This is a genomic window from Rheinheimera muenzenbergensis (assembly GCF_036984005.1).
Taxonomy (GTDB): domain Bacteria; phylum Pseudomonadota; class Gammaproteobacteria; order Enterobacterales; family Alteromonadaceae; genus Alishewanella; species Alishewanella muenzenbergensis.
The window spans coordinates 21,863-45,270 of record NZ_JALAAR010000001.1 but is presented as its reverse complement, the minus strand read 5'-3'; the positions used below and the strand labels follow the sequence as shown (position 1 = coordinate 45,270).

General features: G+C 48.6%; 26 protein-coding genes. 11 read left to right on the top strand and 15 right to left on the bottom strand.

All coding sequences use genetic code 11. The features are described from left to right. The first annotated feature begins 86 nt into the window (after positions 1-86). The 6 genes from rlmC to MN202_RS00200 all read left to right on the top strand — a co-directional run bounded on the left by rlmC (position 87) and on the right by MN202_RS00200 (position 8,155). Positions 87-1,229 (top strand): 23S rRNA (uracil(747)-C(5))-methyltransferase RlmC, encoded by a 1,143-nt coding sequence (gene rlmC / locus MN202_RS00225; RefSeq protein ID WP_335734069.1) that lies wholly within the window; start codon positions 87-89, stop codon positions 1,227-1,229. A 66-nt stretch (positions 1,230-1,295) separates the two neighbouring features. Further along, entirely contained in the window at positions 1,296-1,964 is a 669-nt protein-coding gene (imuA, locus tag MN202_RS00220; protein ID WP_335734068.1) for a translesion DNA synthesis-associated protein ImuA, read from the top strand. A gap of 1 nt (position 1,965) precedes the next feature. Continuing rightward, positions 1,966-3,363, top strand: a complete 1,398-nt coding sequence (locus tag MN202_RS00215; RefSeq protein ID WP_335734067.1) for a Y-family DNA polymerase — start codon at positions 1,966-1,968, stop codon at positions 3,361-3,363. Positions 3,364-3,372: 9 nt separating this feature from the next. Further along, positions 3,373-6,468, top strand: a complete 3,096-nt coding sequence (locus tag MN202_RS00210; RefSeq protein ID WP_335734066.1) for an error-prone DNA polymerase — start codon at positions 3,373-3,375, stop codon at positions 6,466-6,468. A gap of 11 nt (positions 6,469-6,479) precedes the next feature. Continuing rightward, positions 6,480-7,025 (top strand): hydrolase, encoded by a 546-nt coding sequence (locus MN202_RS00205; protein ID WP_335734065.1) that lies wholly within the window; start codon positions 6,480-6,482, stop codon positions 7,023-7,025. Next, positions 7,025-8,155, top strand: a complete 1,131-nt coding sequence (locus tag MN202_RS00200; protein ID WP_335734064.1) for a dienelactone hydrolase family protein — start codon at positions 7,025-7,027, stop codon at positions 8,153-8,155. The genes MN202_RS00205 and MN202_RS00200 overlap by 1 nt, the downstream gene beginning before the upstream one ends. On the opposite strand, the gene MN202_RS00195 is transcribed toward MN202_RS00200, so the two are convergent. The 4 genes from MN202_RS00195 to MN202_RS00180 form a co-directional block, all read right to left on the bottom strand. After that, the gene (locus MN202_RS00195) at positions 8,128-8,910 is read right to left on the bottom strand and encodes a S1/P1 nuclease (protein WP_335734063.1); all 783 of its coding nucleotides are present in this window, start codon (positions 8,908-8,910) and stop codon (positions 8,128-8,130) included. The two genes, MN202_RS00200 and MN202_RS00195, sit on opposite strands and share 28 nt — an antisense overlap. A gap of 3 nt (positions 8,911-8,913) precedes the next feature. Further along, positions 8,914-9,750, bottom strand: coding sequence for a 23S rRNA (adenine(2030)-N(6))-methyltransferase RlmJ (locus MN202_RS00190; RefSeq protein ID WP_335734062.1), 837 nt, complete (start codon positions 9,748-9,750; stop codon positions 8,914-8,916). A 69-nt stretch (positions 9,751-9,819) separates the two neighbouring features. Next, positions 9,820-10,290, bottom strand: a complete 471-nt coding sequence (locus tag MN202_RS00185) for a hypothetical protein (RefSeq protein WP_335734061.1) — start codon at positions 10,288-10,290, stop codon at positions 9,820-9,822. Next, positions 10,290-10,742 (bottom strand): hypothetical protein, encoded by a 453-nt coding sequence (locus MN202_RS00180; RefSeq protein ID WP_335734060.1) that lies wholly within the window; start codon positions 10,740-10,742, stop codon positions 10,290-10,292. Before MN202_RS00180 ends, MN202_RS00185 begins: the two co-directional genes overlap by 1 nt. Positions 10,743-11,045: 303 nt before the next feature. Between MN202_RS00180 and MN202_RS00175 the strand changes: the two genes are divergently transcribed. Next, complete coding sequence (locus MN202_RS00175; RefSeq protein ID WP_335734059.1) at positions 11,046-11,561, top strand: RNA methyltransferase substrate-binding domain-containing protein; 516 nt, start codon at positions 11,046-11,048, stop codon at positions 11,559-11,561. Between the two features lie 9 nt (positions 11,562-11,570). On the opposite strand, the gene MN202_RS00170 is transcribed toward MN202_RS00175, so the two are convergent. The 4 genes from MN202_RS00170 to MN202_RS00155 form a co-directional block, all read right to left on the bottom strand. Continuing rightward, complete coding sequence (locus tag MN202_RS00170) at positions 11,571-12,383, bottom strand: hypothetical protein (protein WP_335734058.1); 813 nt, start codon at positions 12,381-12,383, stop codon at positions 11,571-11,573. Between the two features lie 83 nt (positions 12,384-12,466). Further along, positions 12,467-13,534 carry a serine/threonine protein kinase gene (locus tag MN202_RS00165; RefSeq protein WP_335734057.1) on the bottom strand — a complete coding sequence of 356 codons (1,068 nt, stop codon included), beginning with the start codon at positions 13,532-13,534 and terminating at the stop codon, positions 12,467-12,469. Next, positions 13,531-14,583 (bottom strand): serine/threonine-protein kinase, encoded by a 1,053-nt coding sequence (locus MN202_RS00160; protein ID WP_335734056.1) that lies wholly within the window; start codon positions 14,581-14,583, stop codon positions 13,531-13,533. The genes MN202_RS00165 and MN202_RS00160 overlap by 4 nt, the downstream gene beginning before the upstream one ends. Continuing rightward, complete coding sequence (locus tag MN202_RS00155; RefSeq protein ID WP_335734055.1) at positions 14,567-15,691, bottom strand: PP2C family protein-serine/threonine phosphatase; 1,125 nt, start codon at positions 15,689-15,691, stop codon at positions 14,567-14,569. Before MN202_RS00155 ends, MN202_RS00160 begins: the two co-directional genes overlap by 17 nt. 290 nt (positions 15,692-15,981) lie before the next feature. Between MN202_RS00155 and MN202_RS00150 the strand changes: the two genes are divergently transcribed. Further along, positions 15,982-16,854, top strand: coding sequence for a tRNA/rRNA methyltransferase (locus MN202_RS00150; protein ID WP_335734054.1), 873 nt, complete (start codon positions 15,982-15,984; stop codon positions 16,852-16,854). 2 nt (positions 16,855-16,856) lie between these two features. Here the strand turns inward: MN202_RS00150 and MN202_RS00145 are convergent, their stop codons facing one another. From MN202_RS00145 to MN202_RS00135, 3 genes are read right to left on the bottom strand one after another with little or no spacing between them, the layout of a single operon-like run. Beyond that, positions 16,857-17,570, bottom strand: a complete 714-nt coding sequence (locus MN202_RS00145; protein ID WP_335734053.1) for a LytR/AlgR family response regulator transcription factor — start codon at positions 17,568-17,570, stop codon at positions 16,857-16,859. Further along, positions 17,563-18,705 (bottom strand): sensor histidine kinase, encoded by a 1,143-nt coding sequence (locus MN202_RS00140; RefSeq protein WP_335734052.1) that lies wholly within the window; start codon positions 18,703-18,705, stop codon positions 17,563-17,565. The genes MN202_RS00145 and MN202_RS00140 overlap by 8 nt, the downstream gene beginning before the upstream one ends. Positions 18,706-18,715: 10 nt before the next feature. Beyond that, on the bottom strand, positions 18,716-18,967 hold the full coding sequence (locus MN202_RS00135) for a superinfection immunity protein (protein WP_335734051.1): 252 nt from the start codon (positions 18,965-18,967) through the stop codon (positions 18,716-18,718). A gap of 319 nt (positions 18,968-19,286) precedes the next feature. Between MN202_RS00135 and MN202_RS00130 the strand changes: the two genes are divergently transcribed. The 3 genes from MN202_RS00130 (at position 19,287) to MN202_RS00120 (ending at position 21,235) form a co-directional block, all read left to right on the top strand. Beyond that, complete coding sequence (locus tag MN202_RS00130) at positions 19,287-19,895, top strand: DUF2589 domain-containing protein (RefSeq protein ID WP_335734050.1); 609 nt, start codon at positions 19,287-19,289, stop codon at positions 19,893-19,895. A 63-nt stretch (positions 19,896-19,958) separates the two neighbouring features. Then, positions 19,959-20,663 (top strand): hypothetical protein, encoded by a 705-nt coding sequence (locus MN202_RS00125; protein WP_335734049.1) that lies wholly within the window; start codon positions 19,959-19,961, stop codon positions 20,661-20,663. Positions 20,664-20,668: 5 nt separating this feature from the next. Then, positions 20,669-21,235, top strand: coding sequence for a hypothetical protein (locus MN202_RS00120; protein WP_335734048.1), 567 nt, complete (start codon positions 20,669-20,671; stop codon positions 21,233-21,235). Here the strand turns inward: MN202_RS00120 and MN202_RS00115 are convergent. From MN202_RS00115 to gshB, 4 genes are read right to left on the bottom strand one after another with little or no spacing between them, the layout of a single operon-like run. Continuing rightward, a complete protein-coding gene (locus tag MN202_RS00115; protein ID WP_335734047.1) occupies positions 21,201-21,464 on the bottom strand; it encodes a DUF1653 domain-containing protein in 264 nt (87 codons plus the stop codon). The two genes, MN202_RS00120 and MN202_RS00115, sit on opposite strands and share 35 nt — an antisense overlap. After that, on the bottom strand, positions 21,448-21,864 hold the full coding sequence (ruvX, locus tag MN202_RS00110; RefSeq protein WP_335734046.1) for a Holliday junction resolvase RuvX: 417 nt from the start codon (positions 21,862-21,864) through the stop codon (positions 21,448-21,450). Before ruvX ends, MN202_RS00115 begins: the two co-directional genes overlap by 17 nt. Next, entirely contained in the window at positions 21,864-22,421 is a 558-nt protein-coding gene (locus MN202_RS00105; RefSeq protein ID WP_335734045.1) for a YqgE/AlgH family protein, read from the bottom strand. Before MN202_RS00105 ends, ruvX begins: the two co-directional genes overlap by 1 nt. A gap of 24 nt (positions 22,422-22,445) precedes the next feature. Continuing rightward, entirely contained in the window at positions 22,446-23,408 is a 963-nt protein-coding gene (gene gshB, locus MN202_RS00100; RefSeq protein WP_335734044.1) for a glutathione synthase, read from the bottom strand.

Sequence of the window (23,408 nt, the reverse complement as noted above, 5' to 3'; positions counted from 1 at the left end):
GTTTTCTTTTGCTGTATGGCTATAGATTTTTTGCTTGTTGTACTGTGCTGACACAGTAAAATAGCGCGGTCTGGCCCGGAGATATTATGCATTGCCACCATTTTGCAGCGAAACGCTGTCTGTCTTGCCACTGGCTGGATAAACCTTACCCACAACAGCTGGCGTTAAAGCAGCAACAACTCACAACCTTGTTGGCAGCGTTTAAGCCGGCACAGTTGTTTGAGCCGGTAGCATCGGCAGAGCAGGGCTTTCGCTATAAAGCCAAGATGGTGGCACTGGGCACAGCAGAACAGCCAATGCTGGGCATTGTTAATGCACAGGGAGAAGCGGTTGATTTGGCCGACTGCCCGTTATATCCGCCGGCGTTTGCACCGGCCTTTGAATTGTGTAAAGCCTTTATTCAACGCGCAAAACTAACTCCTTACGATATTGCTGCAAGGCGCGGCGAGCTGAAGTTTATTTTACTTAGCCAAAGCCGGCACAGTGGCCGTTTTATGCTGCGTTTGGTGCTGCGCTCCAAAAACTGCCTGGCGTCGGTGCAAAAGCATCTGCCCTGGTTATTGGCGCAGTGGCCACAGCTGGAGGTGTGTTCAGTTAACCTGCAGCCGCTGCCTGCGGCACTGCTGGAAGGCGAAGAAGAAATTATCCTGACAGAGCAAACGCTGTTGGCCGAGCAGTTAAATCAGGTGCCGCTGTATTTAACGCCGCAAAGTTTTTTTCAAACTCAGCCGGTTATGGCCGCCAGCCTGTATCAGACGGCTGCAGACTGGGCGGCGCAGTTGCAGCTGCAGGGCAAATTTAAGCGCATCTGGGATCTGTTTTGTGGCGTCGGTGGCTTTGGCTTGCACCTGATTCAGGCTGGACAGAGCCTGACTGGCATTGAAATAGCGCCGGCGGCTATCGCCAGTGCCAGCCGTTCTGCATCAGAGCTGGGTTTTACGAATGTGCAGTTTCAGGCGCTGGATTCCGCTGCCTTTGCCAGTGCTGCGGCTGAGGCTCCGGACTTACTGGTGGTAAATCCGCCGCGGCGGGGGCTGGGCGAAGCACTGTGCAAAGATATACAACGCTTAGCGCCGCACTGGTTAATTTACTCCAGCTGTAATGCGCAAACGCTGGCGCAGGATCTGGCAGCTTTGCCAGAATATAAGCTACTGAAAGTACAATTGTTTGATATGTTTGCCCACAGCAGCCACTACGAAGTACTAACCCTGTTGCAACGCCGCGATTAAGGTTGCGGTTGCATCCTGCTTATCGCAGTATATACTGTATTAATGTACAGTGTATTGGGGTGCATTATGTCGGCGATATTAGCACAGTTAGCCAGACGGCAATTGTTATGGCACGGCAATAGCCAGCAGGCGGCATATCAGGCGGTGGCGACCGGTTACAGTGAGCTGGATCAGCAACTGGCCGGAGGCTTTCCGGCCAGCGGTTTAATTGATATTCAAACAGAATTGGGCATAGGCGAGCTACGTTTATTGCTGCCTTACTTACAACAGCAGCATAGCCTTGGCCGTTTGCTGGTTTTGATATCCCCTCCGGCAGAACCCTGCGCCGATATGCTGGCCGCAGCCGGTATCAGCTTGTCACAATTAGTAATTATTACGCCAAAAACCAGCAAAGAAGCGTTGTGGGCTACCGAGCAATGCCTGCAAAGCGGTTGTTGTGCTGTGGTATTGCTATGGCAGCCGCTGCTGAAGCTGGCTTTGGCCCGACGTTTACAACTGGCAGCAGAGCAGGGGGCGGCCAGCCTGGTGTTGCTGCGCCGGCCGGCAGCCGGGCTAAGTTTGCCGGTAAATTTAAGCCTGGAGTTGAAACCGCACCGGCAGGGTTTGCAACTTCGTGTGCATAAACGCAAAGGCGGCTGGCCGACGGCAGATTTTGTGCTGGATATGCAAAAGCACTGGCCGGCGTTGTATTTGCCGGCAGCTAGTACAGCGTTGCCACAGCGTAAGGCTGGCTGAAATGGCGCTGTATGTGTATCTGCATTTTCCGGCGCTGCAGTGCGATAGCTTAGCAGAGGCCGGGCAACAAACTTTGCCGCTGGCGGTGGTGGATACGCAGCATAGTATTATTCAGTTAAATGAACAGGCAGCTGCGCAAGGGGTGCAGCTGCGGATGGGGCTGGCTACTGCTGCAGCACTGTGCCACAACCTGCAGCTTATTCCCTATCAGGAGCAGCAACAGCAGGCGCTGTTAATGGCAATTGCGCAGCAGTTGTATCAGCTAAGCGGTGAAATTGCGCCAGATCCGCCAGCCGGCTTGTATTTACGCGGCTGCAGTATGCTGCAGCTGTATCATGGCCTGGATGGCTACCGGAGCGCCTTGCTGGGCGGGCTTAAACGGCTGCCGTATCGTTATGCTTATGCCAGCGCAGCTACACCCTTTGCCGCTAAATGTTTGGCACTGCAGCAATTTAACCAGTTAACTGCCGATCATGCCGTGACAGATAAAGCCCTAAAGCGCAGCCCGCTTAGCTTTACTGAGCTGGAAACAAAGATGCAGCAGCAGCTGCAGCGGCTGGGCATTGATACTCTGGGCCGTTTACTGGCGTTATCGGCGGCTGAACTGGCACGGCGCTTTGATCACCGCTTAATCAGTTATCTTGGCCGTTTACGCGGTGAGTTTTTTCATGCACTGGATTATATCCGGCCCGAGCCCGGTTTTAGCCGTTATCTGGAGCTGTTGTATGACATCAGCGATGTGGCAGTGCTCAGTGTGCCGCTGCAAAAGCTATTGCAGCAACTTGAACAACAACTTGAGCGGAATAATGCTTTATGCCATCAACTGACCCTGCATTTGTATAGCCGTGACCGCGCAACAAAAAGCTACAGTATTGGCTCGGCTCAGGGAGAATATCGCGCGGTTAACTGGCTTAGGCTGTGTCAGTTGCAACTGGAAAGCAGCCAGCTGACGGCGCCGGTGTATGGCTTGCAGCTTGAGGTAACACAATTTGCACCACAGCAGGCGCAAAGCGACGATTTATTTGCGCCACAGCAGGGTAATATCTCCGCTTTGCAGCTGGTGTCTTTATTGCAAGCCAGGTTGGGCCGCGGCGCAATAAGCGGGCTAAGCTTGCAAAACCAGCATTTACCCGAGCACGCCAGTGGCCGGCCCTTGCCGTTGTTGTCAACCAGGCCGCAGGCCGGTGCCTTGCTACAGCGACCGGCATTTTTATTACCACAGCCACGGCGACTGCATGAAGCGGTAGAGATAAACAGCGGCCCGGAGCGTTTGTGTGCGGACGGCTGGCAACTGGCAGCCCAGCGTGATTATTTTATTGGCCGCAACCAGCAAGGCCAGTGGCTATGGTTATACCGTACTGCACAGCAGCAGTGGTTTGTGCACGGTTTATTTAGTTAGCTGCGTGTTATGGCCTACGCTGAATTGTTTTGTCAAAGCCACTTTAGTTTTTTGCACGGCGCTTCCAGCCCGCAGGAACTGGTGCAGCAGGCTGCAGCGCTGGGTTATGAAGCCCTGGCGCTGACCGATGAATGCTCGGTTGCCGGTATAGTGCGGGCCTACCGGCAGATAAAGGAGCAGCAGCTAAACATTAAGCTGATTGTGGGCAGTTATTTTCAGCTGGATAAACTTGAGCTGGTATTGCTGTGCCCGGATAAGGCGGCTTATGCTGAACTGTGCCGGGTGATCAGCAACGCCCGGCGGCGTAGCAGTAAAGGCGAATATTGCTTAACTGAGTGGGATCTTATGTCGCTGCAACAGTGCCTGCTGTTGTGGTTACCCGCTGGCGATAGCGACAGTGATACACACTGGGCCAATTGGCTGCAAAAGTATCACCGCGAGCGGCTGTGGTTAGCAATGCGCCGCCAGCTTAACCATAATGAAGCCGCCTTTAACCTCTATTGCCAGCAGTTGGCCCGGCAGCATCAGCTTAGCGTTGTGGCTTGTGGCGCTGTACTGATGCATAGCCCGCAGCGCTTGGCGCTGCAACATTGTGTCAGTGCCATTAAAGCCGGTAAACCTATAGCCGAACTGGGCCGGCAGCTGCTAAGCAATGCCGAACGTGCCCTGCGGCCTTTGGCGAAGCTGGAAAAACTGTTCAGCACTGAGTTGCTACAGCAAAGTTGTGTTATTGCCGCGCGCTGCACTTTCTCACTGGATCAACTTAAGTATCAATACCCCAGCGAGCTGGTGCCCGATGGTGAAACGGCAGCCGGTTATTTGGCCCGGTTGGTTGCCCGGGGCAGCCAAGTCCGGTTTCCTGACGGCATAACTGCGCGGGTTCAGGCCATTATCGACAAAGAAATGGCACTGATCACTGAGCTTAACTATGAATACTTTTTTCTCACTATCTATGATCTGGTGCAGTTTGCTAAAGCGCGTGGCATTTTGTATCAGGGCAGGGGCTCGGCGGCCAATTCGGTAGTGTGTTATTGCCTGGAAATTACCGCCGTCGATCCACAAAAAATTCAGGTGCTGTTTGAGCGCTTTTTGTCGCGCGAACGCCAGGAGCCGCCGGATATTGATGTCGACTTTGAGCATGAGCGGCGCGAAGAAGTGATTCAGTATCTGTACCAGAAATACGGCCGGGAACGCGCCGCGCTGGCCGCTACGGTAATAAGCTACCGCTTTAAAAGCGCGCTGCGTGATGTTGGCAAAGCGCTGGGGCTGCCGATTAGTCAGCTGGATTTCTTAGTGAAAAATATTCAGCGGCGCGACCCGGCATTAAGCTGGCAACAGCAACTGGCGGCGCTGGGGCTTAACAGCACTAGCCAAACCACACAGCAGCTGGTTACGCTGGTGGAGCAACTGCGGGGGGCGCCAAGGCATTTATCGCAGCATGTCGGCGGTTTTGTTATCTCACAAGGGCCCTTGTATGAACTGGTGCCGGTAGAGAACGCCGCCATGGCCGACAGAACCGTGATCCAGTGGGATAAAGATGATCTGGAGACACTTCAGCTGCTAAAAGTGGATGTGTTGGCGCTGGGCATGCTAACGGCTATCCGCAAGTGCTTTGCGTTGCTAAAGCAACATGAGCAGCAAGACTTAAGCATTGCCGGTATCAGTGCCAGGGGCGATGATGCCGCTGTGTATCAGATGCTGCAAAAAGCCGATACGGTTGGCGTGTTTCAGATAGAGTCACGCGCGCAAATGAGCATGCTGCCACGGCTTAAACCGGCCTGTTACTACGATCTGGTGGTGCAAATTGCCATAGTGCGACCCGGGCCAATTCAGGGCGATATGGTGCACCCGTATTTAAAACGGCGTGATGGCAAAGAGGCGGTGGACTATCCGTCAGAGGCAGTAAAAGACGTGCTGGCACGCACTCTGGGCGTGCCGATATTTCAGGAGCAGGTTATCGCACTGGCGATGGTGGCAGCCGGCTTTAGTGGCGGCGAGGCCGATCAGTTGCGCCGTGCCATGGCCAGCTGGCAGAAAACCGGTGAACTGCTGCAGTTTAAACATAAACTGATAGACGGTATGCAAAGGCGCGGTTATCCGCTGGACTTTGCCGAGCGTATTTACCAGCAAATTTGCGGTTTTGGTGAATATGGCTTTCCGGAGTCGCATTCGGCCAGTTTTGCGGTGTTGGCTTATGTTTCGGCCTGGTTGAAGCACTACTATCCGGCTGCGTTTTGCACCGCCTTGCTGAACAGTTACCCGATGGGCTTCTACAGCCCGGCGCAGCTGCTGCAGGATGCCCGCCGACATGGCGTCGAGTTGTTGCCGCTGTGTGTTAATCAGTCGCAGTGGGATTATTGCCTGCAGCAACAAGGTAAGGCCATCCGGCTGGGCCTGCGACAGATTAAGGGCTTATCGTCGGCCGGAGCGCAGTTACTGTTACAGCTGCGTCCCTCCGGCGGTTATCGTGATATAACGCAACTGCGGCAAACCGGGCTTAGCCGCGGCGATTTACAGGCACTGGCCAGTGCCAATGCGCTAAACAGTATCAGTGGTGATAGGTACAACAGCCGCTGGCAATTGCTGGACACGCAGCACAGTCTGCCGCTGTTTGCTACTGAGCCGGAGCGGCAATCAACAGCGGCACAGGTAGCACAAACGACGCCGGCTTATTTAGCGCCGCCAGGTAAAGTAGAAGAAATGCTGGAAGACTACGCCGCCACCGGCCTTACGTTGGCAACGCATCCGTTAGCATTGCTGCGCCAGGCCGGTAAATTACCGCGCAGCGTACCGGTTGACGAATTGTACAGGGTGCGGCACAACAGCCCGGTACGGGTCAGTGGCCTGGTAACGTTACGCCAACGGCCGGGCACCGCGGCCGGAGTCACCTTTATGTCGCTGGAGGATGAAACCGGCACGGCCAATGTGCTGGTATGGCTGGCGACGGCACAGGCACAGCAAAAAAGCTTTTTAACCGCCACTATTTTACAGGTGGATGGCATTTTACAGCGCGAAGGCGACGTCACCCATATTATCGCCGGTAAGCTGGTTGACTTATCGGCACTTTTGGCCGAACTTAAGCTGTCCTCGCGCGATTTTCATTAACAGGAACTGCTATGTTACTGCAAGCCTCACAAAGCCTGGTATTACTGATTGATATGCAACAAAAACTGGCTCCGGCTATTTTTGATAGTAAAGCGGTAGAGCAGGCGGCGGCCTGGGTGCTGCAGGTGGCCGTACAACTGGAAGTGCCAGTATGGGCCACCGAACAATATCCGCAGGGTATAGGCGCGACATTGCCGGCACTGGCAGAGCTTATTCCTGCGGCGCAGGTACTGCAAAAAATGCATTTTAGCGCGCTGAAAGAGCCGCATATTGTCAGCAGTCTGGCCTGTGCCGGGCGTAAACAAATTGTAGTGCTGGGCACTGAAGCCCATGTCTGTGTGCTGCAGTCGGTGCTGGATTTACTGGCGCTGGGCTATCAGGTATTTGTGGTAGTAGAAGCGGTGGGTTCGCGTAGCGAGCAAAACAAGCAACTGGCGCTGAGCCGGATGCAGCAAGCCGGCGCACAAATCATCAGCCAGGAGATGCTGGCATTTGAATGGCTGCAGTGCTGTGGCACTGACACCTTTCGCCAAATCAGCAAGGGCTGGATCCGTTAATGCGCTATGCATTACTACTGTTGGTTTTGGCGTTGCCACTGCAGGCAGATCAGCTGATTGAGCAGCAATTACCGGATTTTTATCAGCAGTTATTGCCAGCACAACACTATCCGCTAAGCTGGCAACCAGCGCGCTTTAACGATATACAGCATTGGCGCGCTCAGGGGCGGGCGGCATTACGTGAAGCATTGTTGTGGCCGGATGAACCGGTTGATTTTGCCGCCAGCTTGCTAAAAACCGAAGTGCGTGACGGGTACAGCGCCCAGCTGTGGTCGGTGCAACTCACCAAACAAAGCCGGGTGCAGTTAATGTTATTGCAACCTGATGTGGCCAAGCCGGTACCGGCATTGTTACTACTGCATGATCACGGCGCCCGCTTTGATATCGGCAAAGAAAAATGGCTCAAACCCTTTGCCGGCGATCCACGTCAGGCATCCGCGCAGCAATGGGCCGATAAATACTTCAGCGGTAATTTTGTCGGTGATGCACTGGCCAGACAAGGCTATCTGGTTGTGGCGGCAGATACTTTTGGCTGGAGTGAGCGCGGCCCGCTTGAGTTTAAGGCGCAGCAGGCGCTGGCTGCCAATATGTTTATGCTGGGCCGCTCGCTGGCCGGCATGGCCGCTTACGAAGATATTCGCCTGCTACAGTTTATTAAGCAGTTACCTCAGGCCGACAGCACAAGGCTGGCGGTGCTGGGGTTTTCGATGGGGGCCTTCCGGGCCTGGCAACTGGCGGCCTTAACTGATGATATCAAAGCGGGTGTGGCGATAGCCTGGTTAAACAGCTACCGGCATTTAATTACGCCTGGCAATAATATTCTCAAGGGCCAGTCGGCGTTTTATATGCTGCACCCGGGTTTAGCGGCAAAATTAGATATTGCCGATATAGCGTCACTGGCTGCGCCTAAAGCGATGTTGTTTATCAACGGTGGCCAGGACAATCTGATGCCCAAAGCCGGTGTCGAGCTGGCCTATCAGCAACTGGCAAAGGTATGGCAGGCGCATGGTGCTGCAGAGCAACTGACTACATCGCTTTATCCGCAATACGGCCATGAGTTTAACGCCGAGCAGCAACAGCAGGTGTTCAGCTGGTTGGCTACTCAGTTAGCAGGGGGCGCAAGAGACTGATCCAGCAATAGTGCCAGGCGCACACCGGCTTGCTGTATACGTTGCTCCAGTGTGGCCTGATAATGCTGTACATAGCTGTTATCAATAAGCATGCCCGGTTTATAGCGCTGATAAATCTCTATGGTAAGTGCCGCCGATTCGTTGGCCCAACTCAGCACATCGCCTTGCTGCCAGGCTAAGCGCTGCTCAGCACTGATAAGGTTAAACAAAGCAGCAGCTTTGTTGCTGTCTGCTTCATAGCCCAGTTGTTTTAACAGTGCAAAATCCCATACACCATGCAGGTTGTTCGGCAAACCAAAAAAATACACCGCAGTGCGGTTGCCACCTAAATCATCGGCATAGCTGACGTGCAGTGGCTGGTGTAGGTCGGCAATAAAATGCGCTAAAAATAGCAAGGCTTGCCAGTCGCCGGGTTGCTGTTTTAAACGCAGCTGCATAGCAGTAATACCGGATAAAATGCAGCCATGCGCCGGGCAGTCTGTCGCGCTTAGCTGTTGTTTATCACGCGGGAAATTAACAAAATGCAGTACTGAGGCATAGTCGAAAGCCGGGTCGTCACGAACTTCATCGGCCCAGCTGCAGCTTTGGTTAAAGTGCTGATAGGGCGAGGCGGCAACCAGGCGGTCAATCTGCAACCTTGTCGTGTCGCTAACCAGCTGATAGGCCGTTGCACATACCAGCTGGTGGCCGGTTTTACTAAAAGCCTGCAGCGGGTTACTCAGTAGCAATAACGCCAGCAAAATAATAAAACGCATAGTTTACTCCGGCACCAGTTGGTGTACCTGAAATTCCCCTTCGGCACTTAACAGCGGGCTGAGTTCGCTAAGGGCTTGCTGCATATCTTTGGCCAGCGTATAGGGAGGATTAATGACCAGCATACCGCTGCCGGTCATGCCAAAGCCACTGCTGTCTGGTAGCGGGCAATATTCAATGCGCAGCTGATCTTTGATACCAGTGGCGGCAATAGCGCTGATAAAGGCTTCAACCGCTGCGCGCTCGATCACCGGATACCAGATTGCATAAGTCGCTTGTGGAAAACGCTGATAAGCGCTTTGTAAACCAGCAACTACATCCTGGTATTCAGTTTTCAGCTCGTAGGGGGGATCTATCAGCACCAGACCACGTTTATGCAGTGGTGGCAGCATGGCTTTAAAGCCGGCCCAGGCATCCATATGCTCTATCCGGCTGTGGCGGCGGCGGGCAAACTGGCTTGCCAGAATAGGGTAGTCAGTGGGGTGCAGCTCTGTAGCCTGAATGCTATCGCTGCTGCGTAACAGCATGGCGGCAATTTTGGGTGAGCCAGGGTAAAACGCCAGCTCGCCGTCCGGGTTCAGCTGTTTTATCAATGCAATGTAATGTGCCAATGCCGGGCTTGTCGCCTGATACTGCCACAATTTGCCAATACCGCCCTGGTACTCGCTGGTTTTCTGCGCTTGCTCGGCCAGCAAGCTGTATAAACCGGCGCCGGCATGACTGTCGTGATAGCAAAAAGGTTTATCTTTTTGCAGCAGGTAGTCAACAATGGCAACCTGTACCAGATGTTTTAGCACATCGGCATGGTTACCGGCATGAAAACTATGACGATAGCTAAGCATAAACAGGGCCTTTAGTGGCGGATTTAAAGGCCGACAGCATACTGCGCAGGCAGAAAAACACAAGTCGTTTTACATTGTCAGCCACTTCAGATAGGTAACTGCCACCATATAAAGCGAAGCAGCAAAGCCTAAAAAATTTACGCTGTTCATGACGATTTTAAATCGTGTTGAGCTAAGGTTGGCGGCGACAACAACGCTATAACAAGCAAAATACAGCCCGAATAAATAAGGAAACCAATAGGCCAGCTGCGCAGGTTTGTAAAAATACGCAGAGATATTAAAAGGCTTGTTTAGCAACCAGAATATCAGCCAGTGCGCCGCCAGCCAGATTGTGTAGATAAAGGCAGCCATAATCACTTGTGTCAGTAAACCGGCAATAGCCGACACGATAGGTGGTAAAGGCTCTGCGGCTTTGACCGGCTCAGTGTTACCGCTGGCGGCTTTTTGCTGCTCCGCTATTAAATGTGCTTGCATTATAATGGCCAAAACGGGGGTAAAAGCATTAAGCAGATACATCCACCAGCTAGCGCTTAATTCCATCAGATCACCCTCGCTAATAGCCACTGCACGTGCTCTATCAGTAATAATATTGTGGCTATAAAGATAAAGGGCGCAAAAATAAAGCCGGCGATATTACCCTCCAAGCCATCGCGGGAAAGCAATGCAGCTAATGTAAATGCACTTACTACGTAGGCAAACAGCCAGCTCCAGCCAGGTTGCACCAGCATGATATCTAAAGCGGTTAGTGGCGTTGTAGCTAAAGGCAGTAACACAACCAGCTTAAAGGCCATAAAAGCGGCGCTTGCCACTATACAAAAGCCGGCATACACCAATAGATTAATGCGCTGTGAGTTGCCAGACAGATGGTAAAAAGGCTTAACCTTTAACAGACGAAGCGCGCTGTCCTCTGAAAAAGCGACAAAATACGCCAGCAGGATCAACGGGTTTAAAAAAGTGTAGGGCACTAAATTGATAAGTGTAATCGGGTCCATAGGCAGGCTTCGTTTGAAAAATCCTTTTTAAAAACACTGTTATAAATTGGCGTTTAACGGTACGGCCAACATTCTAGTACTGTATCTAATTATGTCAAAGGTGTTTTTTTAATGTAAAGTTTTTCCTGGCTTGCAAGCTTGCAGTAGCCCGGCTGTGATATGCGCTGGTTATCATCAGCCTGGTGCTGTCTGCACTGGTAACCAGGACAGTGAGCGTAAAACACAAGTATTGTTGCAGCGCAGCTGGTAAAATCCGCCGCATTATTGATTTACTGCCGCCATGCGGCGCTCGCAGGATGTTTTATGTCACAACACAGAACCAAAGGCGGCAAAGCAGCCAATCCGCTACACAAGCCCTGGACCAAAGATGCCGGCGCTAAAAACGCCAGGCCTGCTGCTAATAAAGCCCATCGTGCGGCAGCGGATAAAACGCCACCGGTTAAAGCCGTACGCACAGTGCAGGACGATGAAGGCAAGGTGTATGGTGAAAATGCCTGCCGGGTGTTATTTAGCCAAAGACCAGATGCACTGATCCGGCTTTACGTTTCAGCACCAATGGCGGCTAAGTTTGCTGATGTGATGAAGTATTTAGCTGCAGCGAAAAAAGCCTACCATATTGTTGATGACACTGAGCTGGAAAAAGTGGCTGGCAGTAGCCATCACGGCGGCGTGGTACTGCTGGTAAAACGCAAGCCACAACAAAGTTTAGCGGCCTATTTGCAGCAAAAAGGCCGTAAACGCGATTGTTTGCTGGCACTGGACGGCGTGGGTAACCCGCATAAAAGAGGTAGACCAATCTATGACTTTTGGGTCGGCTAAGTAACTGCTCTATGTTATTGAAACATTAGAAATTAATTTAGCGTAATTAGTTATTTCATTACACCAGTTAAGTAAAGCTTCTTCAAATATAGTTAACGCTTTATGTTTGAAATCTAATGAATTAGTCGCCTTATCATAATACGCAACTGAGCTTCCTTTTATCCTCTGCCATCCTGAAATTTTAAGGTTTAATCTGATTTTTTGCGACGATACTTTGTAGATTGCTGATACTTGAAAGTCGATTTGGTTGCCATCGTTCACACCAATAAATCTTAAACCTGAGCTACCAATTTTTTTGCTTTTAGTAACTTCAGGATTAGCCAAAACAATTCTGTTCAAATTGTAAAATAATCCAACGTTTACATTGTCAAATATTAGTCTTTCAATCCTTCTTTTATTACTTTCAGAGAGAGGGTCTGTTATCTCATCAGCGTTAAAGCACCATTCAAAACCCGGTAGCCATAAAGTGTACATCTTGTTATCTAGCGCGATTCTTAAAAACTCGTGACTTCGTCTTTCTAGATCAAATTGACTTTGGAATATTGTGACATCATTACAATTGTATATATTTGAAACATTGGGTAAAAAATGGTCAGTGTTTGAGCGGGCATGTTGTCTAATGAAAGGAATATAGGGCTTGAATTCAGGATGTATTTTTACAAATTCGGACTCGTTTTCTGTAATAGCTAAAGCTATATGAGGACACATCCACGATAAACGTGAAACAGGTTGTCTAGAGTAAATAACACCGCAGTTCGAGCAGCTAAGGCACTTTAAATTTACATTTAATTCATCAATTCCTTTCAATGCTGTAACTAACAATGGTTATCCCTTTTTAAGCATCTGGTCAACGTAGCGAGCAACTTATTTTGAAATTTGCATTTTAACTTGAAACAAAATTATTTTTAATTTAAGACGATTATTGGATGTGCTCTATCGTTTGGTGTCCCATGAAATCTTGAATAAGATATTTGACTGCCTTCTTTGATTTGATTAATCCCGTACATACTATGTACATTGAAAAATACTGAATGTTCAGGGTTTGATGCAAAACCGCTGTATCCATTATTTATTAATCGGTATACGGTGCCTTCAAATCGTTCAGAAGATAGGTAGCACAGGTTTTGGCACATTGAAACTAATTCATCTGCCGTGGGTCTTTTATTGGGTGCATATGCAAGGCATCTTTCAATGATAGACTGAAGCTCTTTTGCTAAAGGTGCAAATTGAGGATTTGATGTCATAAAATCAGGCCAAGGTGCTCTAACTTGGTTTTTAACGTTAACCGCAGCATCCAGAAACACACCAAATGGATACTGTCCTGTAAGCAACTTAAACATCATTGCTCCAATCGACCAAATGTCGACAGCACAAGTTAGAGTATCTCCTTGCTTTCTAAACATCATTTCGGGCGCCATGAATGGTAATGCACCTTTTACCGTGCCTGATGTTGATCTAGTAATATCACCAGATTCCGCTGCTTCGTTAAAAACCTCTTCAGTTAATGTTGCAATGCCGAAATCTGTTATCTTAAGCTCTTGCAGCCCTAAAGTAGAATCAACCATAATATTACTTGGTTTCAAGTCACGATGAATAACGCCTTGAATATGAGATGCTCTTATACCTTTTGCTAATAAATGTAAGGTTTTTGCAGCCAAATGAGGGTCTAAAAAAGCGCGTTTTTTGATTTTTTCTTCTAACGTTTCACCATCAACAAACTCTTCAACGAGATAAACATTACCACCTTCTTCAAAGTAGTCTAATGTTTTAGCAACATTATGATGGTTCACTTTTGCGGCAATGACCGCACTAGCTTGAAATCTTCTAGCTTTCTGCCCTGGCTGTGGAGTTTTTAAAGCAAACGCCCCACCAATTAATATGTCCTTGACTAAGTAAACGTCTTGCATGCCTCCGGAACCAATATGTTTTAGTACTTCATAGCGGCCTGCGATTAAAGTGTTAGATTCAATCATGAAACAACCTCTGGATTTGATATGTCGAAAGTAACGAATCCTCTTTTTTTACCGTTACCTAACGTAATAACAGAAGCACCGGGCAGTTTTTGCCCAATAGTTACAGCGGTATTGTTTACGAATACAGCGCCAGAAAATGCAATCACATTGAAATCATAACCGTTATATTCTATTGCTATCTCTCCATGCAAAGTATTACCTACTGTGTAAGTTATTTTTGCTCTTCTATTGTGGCAGTTTAGTTCTTTGACTTGTTGATCCATTACCAAAAGACCTTTATGTCGATCTTTTAACAGATGACGCCTGAAAGCATGCTCAACCTCAACTATTTGGGGTCTATCTTTTGGCGTATATTCAAGACATCTTTCCAAAATGCTCACAATATCGGGGTCAAGATCTGGGAGGGTGTTTTGCAGCCAACCTAGCCCCACCGGCTGCGGCGGATATTTAAGTAACCCCTCTGGCACATTTACTTGTGTCAGTGCAAGCGCTGTAACCCCAAAAGCGTATACATCAATAGCAGAAGTAAATTCCACTTCGCCTAATTTCCAAAGTTCCGGAGCCATGAATACTACTGTACCGATTACACTTTGCGTTTTAGCACTATCTGACTTTCTAGAAAGACCAAAATCAAAAACTTTGATCACGCCATTACGATTTCGCCGAATGTTATTTGGCTTTATGTCTCTGTGAATAATGCCTTCGTTATGGATATCTCTCAAACCGCATGAAATTTGCCACAGTGTTGATACTAATCCGTTCATATCATCCTTGAATGATTCTGAAGAGAGATCCTTTCCTTCAATAAACTCAAGAACTAAACCAATTTTTCCGTCTATACGAACAATGTCATAGAGTTGAACTACATGCTTTGAACGGAGGTTTAATAGAGATTTTTGTTCATCAATTAATCTTCTTTCTTCTTCGTTGTCTTTCAGTAGCTTTATGACAACGTTTCTCTGTAGATGATTATCTTTGCAGTAAAGTATGTCTCCCATTCCTCCTGAACTATTACTGCCGTTGATTTCATATCTATTTTGAAGAGTCATCCTTTACCTCATCATTCTCATTACTTTCGTCGTCGCATATTGTTAACTTAATTTGCATTTTCGATTCAGGAGTTGCAGTTTCGGTTTGCTTTTTAGAACGCGCTCGTTTTCTTTTTGGACGTTCTTTTGACGTTTCTTTTGTATCATCAAGCGACGATTGCTCTTTTCTGACTACTTTGGGTTTATCAGTATCTTCATGCTTACTTGTATTTTTATGAGGCTCAATAATATTCCGCGCTCTAACGTAATCTAGGCTTAAGCTGTTAATGTTTGATTTATCGAGGATAAAATTAAACGTGCTTGTTGGATCTGATACTTGAACAACATTTGTTTCAGTTAAGTATTCGTTAAAGGTTAAGTTTTCTAAATCTGCAGCACAAATAGATGCATTGTCTGGTCCACCACACCAGCGAGCTGTAGCAACCAGTCGTTCAACCACTTGAATAACATTATCAGAGTTTTCGACAATGCTTGATAGAGTCGCAGGCTCTATATAATGAATGCCATCCGTAGTTAGAAAAACTTGGCTTACATCTGACGACAGACGAGAAATATGAGGTTGGATGCCGTCGCCCATACCAATAAATTGAATCAGCTCAGTTCCACTTCCGCCCACAGCCTCTGCAAGAGAATCATCTATGCTTAATCTAACGATTTTATGAGATTCCCGTTTTCTGGCATAAATTCGGCTGTCTCCGACGTTAACTGTAAAGTTATCACCATTGTTACTCAACAAAATAGCGGTGAGAGTGCTTCCACCTTTAGCATTGGTAAATTGAAATACAGCGTCATTCGCAGCTAAAGTTGCTTTAGATATAGCTAGTTCTGGACCAAGGTGTATTGTGTTTATTACTGTGTTGAAAAAGACTGAAATTGCTATCTCGGCGGATTTTTCTCCATCTCTCATACCACCCATGCCATCAACGACTGACAAAAGAGTATATGAAGCATCGACGGAGCTAAATTTCATTACTGCAACTCTGTCTTGGTTGGCTTGCCTCGTTAGGCCAACGTCGGATGCTATTGCGATAGACCCGTTATCAATAGAAAGCATTTTTCTGCTAAGAATTCCTTTAGCAATATGCTTCTGAAAAAGCTCTTGAAACATGATCCATGTCCTGTAACATATTGATAAGTAAGTTAGACGATAGCACGTAGGCCATGATTAATTCTATTTAATTGAAGAAAAAATTTAACAGTTTGATTAACGCGTCATTGATTGATACCCATTTTTATAGCCTTCACAATTTATCTAAAAAGCCACATCCTAGTTTTAAGAATTTGCCTAGTTGTTGATAACGTCTTGTGAATATAGAAAACGCAAGTAAAGACTAGACTTAGCTGCTAAAATTCGCCGCAATAATGATTGCTGGCCTTTAGGCTGATACAGGAATACCGATGTCGCAAAACCGTCCGAGTAAAAACAAAGCCGCTAACCCGTTACATAAACCTTGGACTAAAACTGATAAGGCCTCTGCGGGTAAACAAGATCGAAACGCTAAAGCTGCAAAACCTCAAACAGCGAAAGCCGTAAAGTCGGTGCAGGGCGATGAGATCAAAGTGTATAGCCCAAACGCTTGCCGAGTGCTTTTCCAACAGCGGCCAGAAGCGGTTATTCGGCTTTATGTTTCAGAGAAGGTAGCACCGAAGTTTTCAGACGTAATGAAGTATCTGGCGGCGTCTAAAAAGGCGTATCACATAGTGGAAGATGATGAGTTAGAGAAAATTTCAGCCAGTACGCATCATGGCGGCATCGTGATGCTGGTAAAAAGTAAACCAATTCAATCGCTTGCGAATTACCTGCAACATAAAGGGATTAAAAAAGACTGTTTACTCGCCTTAGATAAAGTCCAAAACGCACACAATTTAGGCGCAATAACCCGCAGCTGTGCCCACTTTGGCGTGGGCGGCATTATTATGAAGCAACCGGAGCTGTTGCAATCGGGCGCTGCACTGCGCACAGCTGAAGGTGGTGGCGAATTTGTCGACGGCTTAAGTTGCGATAACCTGCCTCTGGCATTACAGCTGTGCAAAGACGCCGGTTATACGCTGATCACCACGTCCAGCCACGGTGGTACTTCGTTGTATCAAAGCCAGCTGCCGGCCAAAGTGGTGATTGTATTTGGTGAAGAGATGTTTGGCGTGTCAAAAAACGTGGCCAAAAGCGCCGATATTGCGCTGCAAATACCAGGCTCCGGCAAGGTAGAATCACTTAACGTTAGTGTTGCCGCCAGCCTGATCTTAGGCGAATGGTACCGCCAGCAATTGTAAAGCTAAAACGCACTAAATTGCTGTTTTAGCTGCTGCGCCTGACGCCGGCTGACATCGACCTGCTGGCCGTCTTGTAAGATGGCGACTAAACCACCGTCGGCAATTGCCGGTTCAATCTGGCTGATGGCGCTGATGCGCACTATATCGGCCCGGCTGGCTTTGAAAAACAGCGCCGGGTCGAGTTTTTGTTCAATCTTCGCCAGCGAGCTGTGAATAAAGCTTTTGCCATAAGGCGTATACACTGCAGCATGGTTGCCGATGCTTTCAAAACGGCTGATTTCATTTAGCCTTACCACCCGCTGGCTGTCACCGAACTTAAGTAAAATACCGTGCTGTTCCGCTAAAAAGTGCGGTGTGATATCAGTATTAGCTGGCCGCAGTTTTTGCAGCGCTTTGCCAAGCCGTTCCGGTGCTATAGGTTTTAGCAGATAATCCACCGCATTTAGCTCAAATGCATCTAACGCGAAGCTGTTAAAGGCGGTACAAAAGATAAATTGGGTGTTAGCGGGAATATGCTCTGCCAGTTGCAAGCCGGTCAGGCCCGGCATCTGAATATCCAGAAACACTACATCAATTTTCATGCTGGCAAGTTGCTGCAAGGCTTCTTCGCCACTTTGTGCTTCGGCGGCAACAATGCATTGGGGATGCGCTTTTAGCAGGCGTTTTAATTCGCTGCGGGCTAAGCGCTCGTCGTCAACCAGTAGGCAGTTATACATGGCTAAACTCCAACTGGGCGCTAAATTGGCCGCTTTGCTGCGTCAGTTTTAGCGTAGCGTTTGCGCCGTACATCAGTTGCAGCCGGCTGCGTAAATTAGCTAAGCCTGTAGCAGTGCCGGCCTGTGCAGTATCGGCTTGCACGCTGTTGGTTACCGTTAACCGCCAGCCGTTATTGTGTGCTGTGGCGCTTATATGCAATTGTCCGGCGGCGACATTAGGCGCTATGCCATGTTTAATGGCGTTCTCTACCAGAGTAAGCAAACTCAGTGTTGGCAGTTTGTATTGCGATAACTGCTGTGCAATATCACAGCTAAATTGTAGGCGTTGTTCCAGCCGTACTTGCTCTATCGCCAGGTATTGCTCGGTTAACTGCCACTCTTGTGCCAGCGTAGATTCGGGCTGTAAATGCGCCTGCAGGTGAAAACGAAACAGTTCAGATAACCGGGTTACGGTATCGGCGGCTTTTTGCTGATCTTCAAAAATCAGCGCGCGGATACTGTTAAAGGCATTAAATAAAAAGTGCGGGCTAAGCTGGTTTGTCAGCTGCTGTAGCCGGGCTTGTTGCATTTGTTGTTGCATTAAACGCCGGGCTTGCCAGTTTTGCCATAGTACATAGGCAAAGGTCCACACCAGATACATGCCGGCGTACATAATACCGTAACTGAGCAGGATAAAAGTGGTGGAAAATGTCATCTGAAACGATGACTGCTGCTCAGGGTTATTGACGGTTAGTAGGCTCAGATCTGTGCTGTTAAACACATCAAGCTGGCTTAACAGGTAACTGAGGGCTGATTGCAGCGTCGCGGCCAGCAGTAACATCAGGCCGAAGCTAAACAACGACGTGATACTGATACCATGCTGTTGTATAGACTGTAGCCCGGGCCGTAACAGCAGGTGGCCAAGGCTGACAAAACAGCCCGCCTCGATAAGATACTTCAGTAAAAACGCTAATAGTAAACCAGGTTGCTGAACACTGACAAAAGGCAAAGTGTAGGCCATCAGGTACAGCAAATACACCAGCATAGTAATCAGCTGCGCCCACAAGTAGGCGCGGCTGCAGTTATTTAACGCAATACGTTGGCGATAAGCAGGCAAAGTAAACATTGGCTCAATAGTAAAATGCTGAGTAAACACAGTGTACTACCTAAGCCCCGGCTTGTTCAGCAGGTTTTTTCTGTTTACCGGTAAAGGCCCAGGCAATAAGTGCCAACCAGGCAATCCAGGAAAAGCCTGCCGGTATATTAGCGAGGAAAATTTTACCCAGATGTTGGCGGTTGCGAAAACTGGCAATAATGCTGGGTAAAAAATACACCGCCAGAAATGCCGGTATAAAGCCTAACCAGAAAAATGGGCTGAGCTGGCCTAAGTGGTGCATAAGTTCAGTTTGTGCAAACATGCTATTGTCCTTTTGTGTTAGTTGACGCTGATACAATAAAGCCAGGCCTGCACAGCTGGCGGAAAAAAATGACTAACGGTTTTAATCGGTGACAAAAGGTAAAATTGGCTTGCTGCATGTCAGTTATTTATCAGCAAAGCGTAATAAAATTCCCTATTTTGTTGCTGGTTATTCTTCAGCTTACAGCTAGGCTTGATTAACTGCCGGGCTGGTGCTGATGTACCGTCTGTAGTAGCTGTGGTAAACAGCCGGCGAAAAGTAGTCGGCGGCAACCGAAAAGCCTTAACAGAGTAGGTACAGCTAGCAGGGAGTGAGAGTCATGCCAAATCTGGTGCAGGAACTCAATAGTTTAGATTTTAGCGTGTATATCGGCGGCCCGTTGCAGGCAGCGGTGCAGGCACAACATGCGGCGTCTATGTCGCAGGTCAGTTTTATTCAGGCGGTGGGCTTTGAAGATAACGGTGGCAGTAAAGAGCTGCGTTATGTTGATTTTGATTTTACTAAATCGACGCCCAATCCTCATGTCGGCAAGACGGCACAACAACTGACTGACGAAGGTTTACCACCGGGTACTGATGTCACCAGCAATTTTATCTCTACAGAAGTGTCGATAAAGGTACCGTTTTTGACCATGTTGACGATACCGGCGCTTAGAATTGAAGAAATCACCATCGACTTTAATGCCAAGCTGACGTCGACCGAAACGTCCAATGTATCCAGCGAATTTGCTGCCAGCGCCGAGCTGGGCATTAACTATAAAATTGTAAATTTCAAAGCGTCAGCCTCTTACAAACGCTCGTCTACCCGTGGTGTCAGCGTAGAAAAAACCTATAACCTCGGTGTTAAGGTTACGGCGTTAAATGATGAAATACCGGCTGGGTTAGACCGGATCTTAACGATGTTAGAAGACAGTATCGTTAGCGCCTGATCGCGTTGGCGAAGCTAAGGGCCGGTGGCGTTGCTGCCGGCCTGGTTTTACAGGGAATTTACTATGCCGAATTTAAACGAATACCTGGGCAGTATTATCAGCAGCATTACCAATGCCCGGGTAATGGCGGATATTCAAACCGTGAAAGTGGCGGAAGAATATGCCAAACATGACTTACTTAAGCATTTTGCCGTGCCGCATATGCGCGTGGGGGATGTTGAACTGACCATACCGGTGGCACTGGATGTTTTGACCGAAAAAACAGAGACCCAATATCAGCCGATAGACAATAATAAGTTTAACAGCCTGATGTACAAGGAACTAACCAATAGCCTTGGCCGCACCAGTTTGCCTTCTAAAGCGTCGAAAGCCCTGCGGTCGGCCCTGGTGCAGCAAACCCACGATCTGGAACAGTCACTACGCATTAAACAAGACATGGCACCGGTAGAAGAGTACAGCCAACTGGCGGTGCGGCAACTGGTGCAACTGGCAGAAGAGCATCAACTGCTCAGCCGGGAAAATATCCCTAAACTTAATATTGAACAGATAACAGCCAGAGTGGTGGCGGCGGCGACGCAGGAAATAAAGGTGCTAAGCCAGCGCAAGGTGATCGAAAACTTAAATGTGATTGCCGAGTCGCATAAGCTGCGCGAAGAGAAGCCGGAAAATATCATCTACATCAAACTTAAGATCTCGGAAGATGGCATGGAGTGGCAGCAGATGGAAAGTAGTACTGGTGAAGTCAGCCGTCGTCTATTACCGGAATAACGGCCATGCAAAAGTCGATTGTGCATCTGGTAAAAGAGTTAACTACTATGCTGTTGCAGTTTCCGCCGCTGGTTACGGCCTTTGAACGTAAACAGCCGCAGGCGCTGACTGCACTGCAAAGCTGGATAACATCAGCGGAACAACTGTTAAGTAGCTACGGCCTGGTAGCCAGCGCCGAACTGGCTGGCTTACGCAGCAAACTTACTATGCCCGTGCATTGTGATGAGCATCGTGGCCAGTTGCGTAAACAGCAACTACGTGAAGCCGTTCAGATGCTGTACCCATTGCAACAGTGTTTACAGCAAGCGTTAACGCCCTATCAGCAGAAGCTGCAGCAAAGTTCTGAATTAATTAGACATTTGCTTAGTGTTATAAGCCAAAGCGGGGCGCTACGTTATGATGCTACGGCGGGTTTTGACAACTTTGTACAGCAATTGTGGCTATTGATTGGCCAGCATGACCAGCTAAAAGCCGGGGCGGTGCAGTTACGCAGTTGGTTATCGCAGCAGGATATTATTTTACTGCTGGCACAAGAGGTTAACCCTGCGGATTTTGCAGCTCAGCCGGCTTAACGCTGCCAATGTACAAAAAGCGCGGCAGTAATTCGCCGGCGATTTCAACGTTTTCAGTGAACATATCCAGCGGCCGCGCCCAGAGACCAAAATCGCCGTACAGCGCGCGGTAAATAACCAGCCACTGCTCTGTTTCGCTGTGGCGGGCGCAGTCGATAACCTGATAATAAGCGCCTTTGTAATGCTGGTAAAAACCCGGCTGCAGCGGTGGTTTAAGCTTGTTGTTCATACCAACTCTCAAAGATAATTTTTGCCGATAAACTGTCCACTTTATCTTTGGCCAGACTACGGTAGCCGCCTTCAGCAAACAGCATGGCGCGCGCCTCGGTGGTGGTAAGACGTTCATCGTGTAGCTCGACCGGCAGGCCAAAACGACCATGCAGCCGGTTAGCAAATTTGCGCGTGCGGGCAGTAAAGGGTTGTTCGGTGCCATCCATATTGAGTGGCAGACCTACCAGCAATAATTGCGGTTTCCACTCGCCAATCAGTTTTTCCAGTTGGCTCCAATCCGGTGTGCCGTCCTGGGCTTTTAACGCACTAAGCAGCGAGGCGGTGCCGGTAAGCTCTTGTCCTACCGCCACGCCAATGCTTTTGGTGCCGTAATCAAAGGTTAGTATGGTGCGACTCATTAAGCGTGACCGGCCTCGTTAGTTAGTTGCCAGGGTTTAATACCAAATTTAGCCGTGGCACTTTGCCATTTATCGGCATGGGCCAAATCAAAAATAATGTTGCTGTCTGCCGGGATCAATAACCAGGCATTGTCGGCAATTTCCTGCTCCAGCTGGCCGGCGGTCCAGCCAGCATATCCCAGTGCCAGGATAAATTTTTCCGGTGCGTTGTCGGTGGTCAGATCAAACAGGATATCTTTCGATGTTGTCACCATCAGGCTATCGTTTAAGCGCATACTGCTGCTGTAACCTTCTTTGGCCGTGTGTAGCACAAAACCTCTGTCATGCTGCACCGGGCCACCTGCGCAAACGTGTGCGGTGGCTGCGGGGCTTTTTTGGTTAAATTCAATTTGCAGTTGTTGCAGTAAATCTGCCACCTTCACTTCCAGTGGATGGTTGATCACTATAGCCATGGCACCTTCATCATTGTGCTCACAAATATAGGCCACACTGCGTTTAAACAGTGGATCGTCCAGTGATGGCATTGCAATTAAAAAATGATTCTGAAAACTCTGCATAGTGACCTCGCTACAACGTGGTTGTCACTGGCGCTGTGCCAGCAGCTGTTCAATTTCATCAAATAACATACCGGTGATACTAATTGGAAACGCCGCTTCAATTTCGCGGATACAGGTTGGGCTGGTAACATTTATTTCTGTTAATTTGTCGCCTATTACATCCAGACCGACAAAAATCAAACCTTTGGCTTTTAATGTAGGTGCTACCGCATTGGCAATGGCCAGATCCGATGCTGATAATGGCCTGGCTTCACCCCGTCCGCCGGCTGCCAGGTTACCCCGGGTTTCGCCGCTGGCCGGAATGCGCGCTAAACAGTATGGCACGGGTTTACCATTTACCACCAGTATTCGTTTATCACCGTCACTAATTTGCGGAATAAAGCGCTGTGCCATGGCATAGCGGCTGCCATGTTCTGTCAGGGTTTCTATGATCACGCTGACATTGGCATCACCGGGTTTTAGCCGAAAAATAGAAGCGCCGCCCATACCATCCAGCGGCTTTAATATTACGTCCTGTTCTGCCTGGTAAAAGGCTTTTAAGCGTTTGGCATCGCGGCTTACCAGGGTTTTTGGTGTATGTTGGCTAAACCAGCTGGTGTACAGTTTTTCGTTGGCATCGCGCAGGCTCTGCGGCTTATTGACGATTAATGTACCTTCATCTTCTGCCCGCTCCAGTATGTAAGTGGCGTAGATATACTCGGTATCAAACGGCGGATCTTTACGCATTAAGATCACATCCAGCTCACTGAGCGCAATGTCTTGCTCGCTGCCAAAGTTATACCAACCGGCTTGCTCTTGCTGCACCGTTAAGAGCTTAGTGGCGGCGCGTGCCTGGCCTTCGAGCAGATATAAATCGGCCATTTCCATATAGTGGATTTGGTAACCGCGCTGCTGTGCTTGCAGCAACATGGCAAAACTGGAGTCTTTTTTAATATTGATGGCAGAGATTGGGTCCATCACTATGCCAAGTTTTATCGGTTTGTTCAT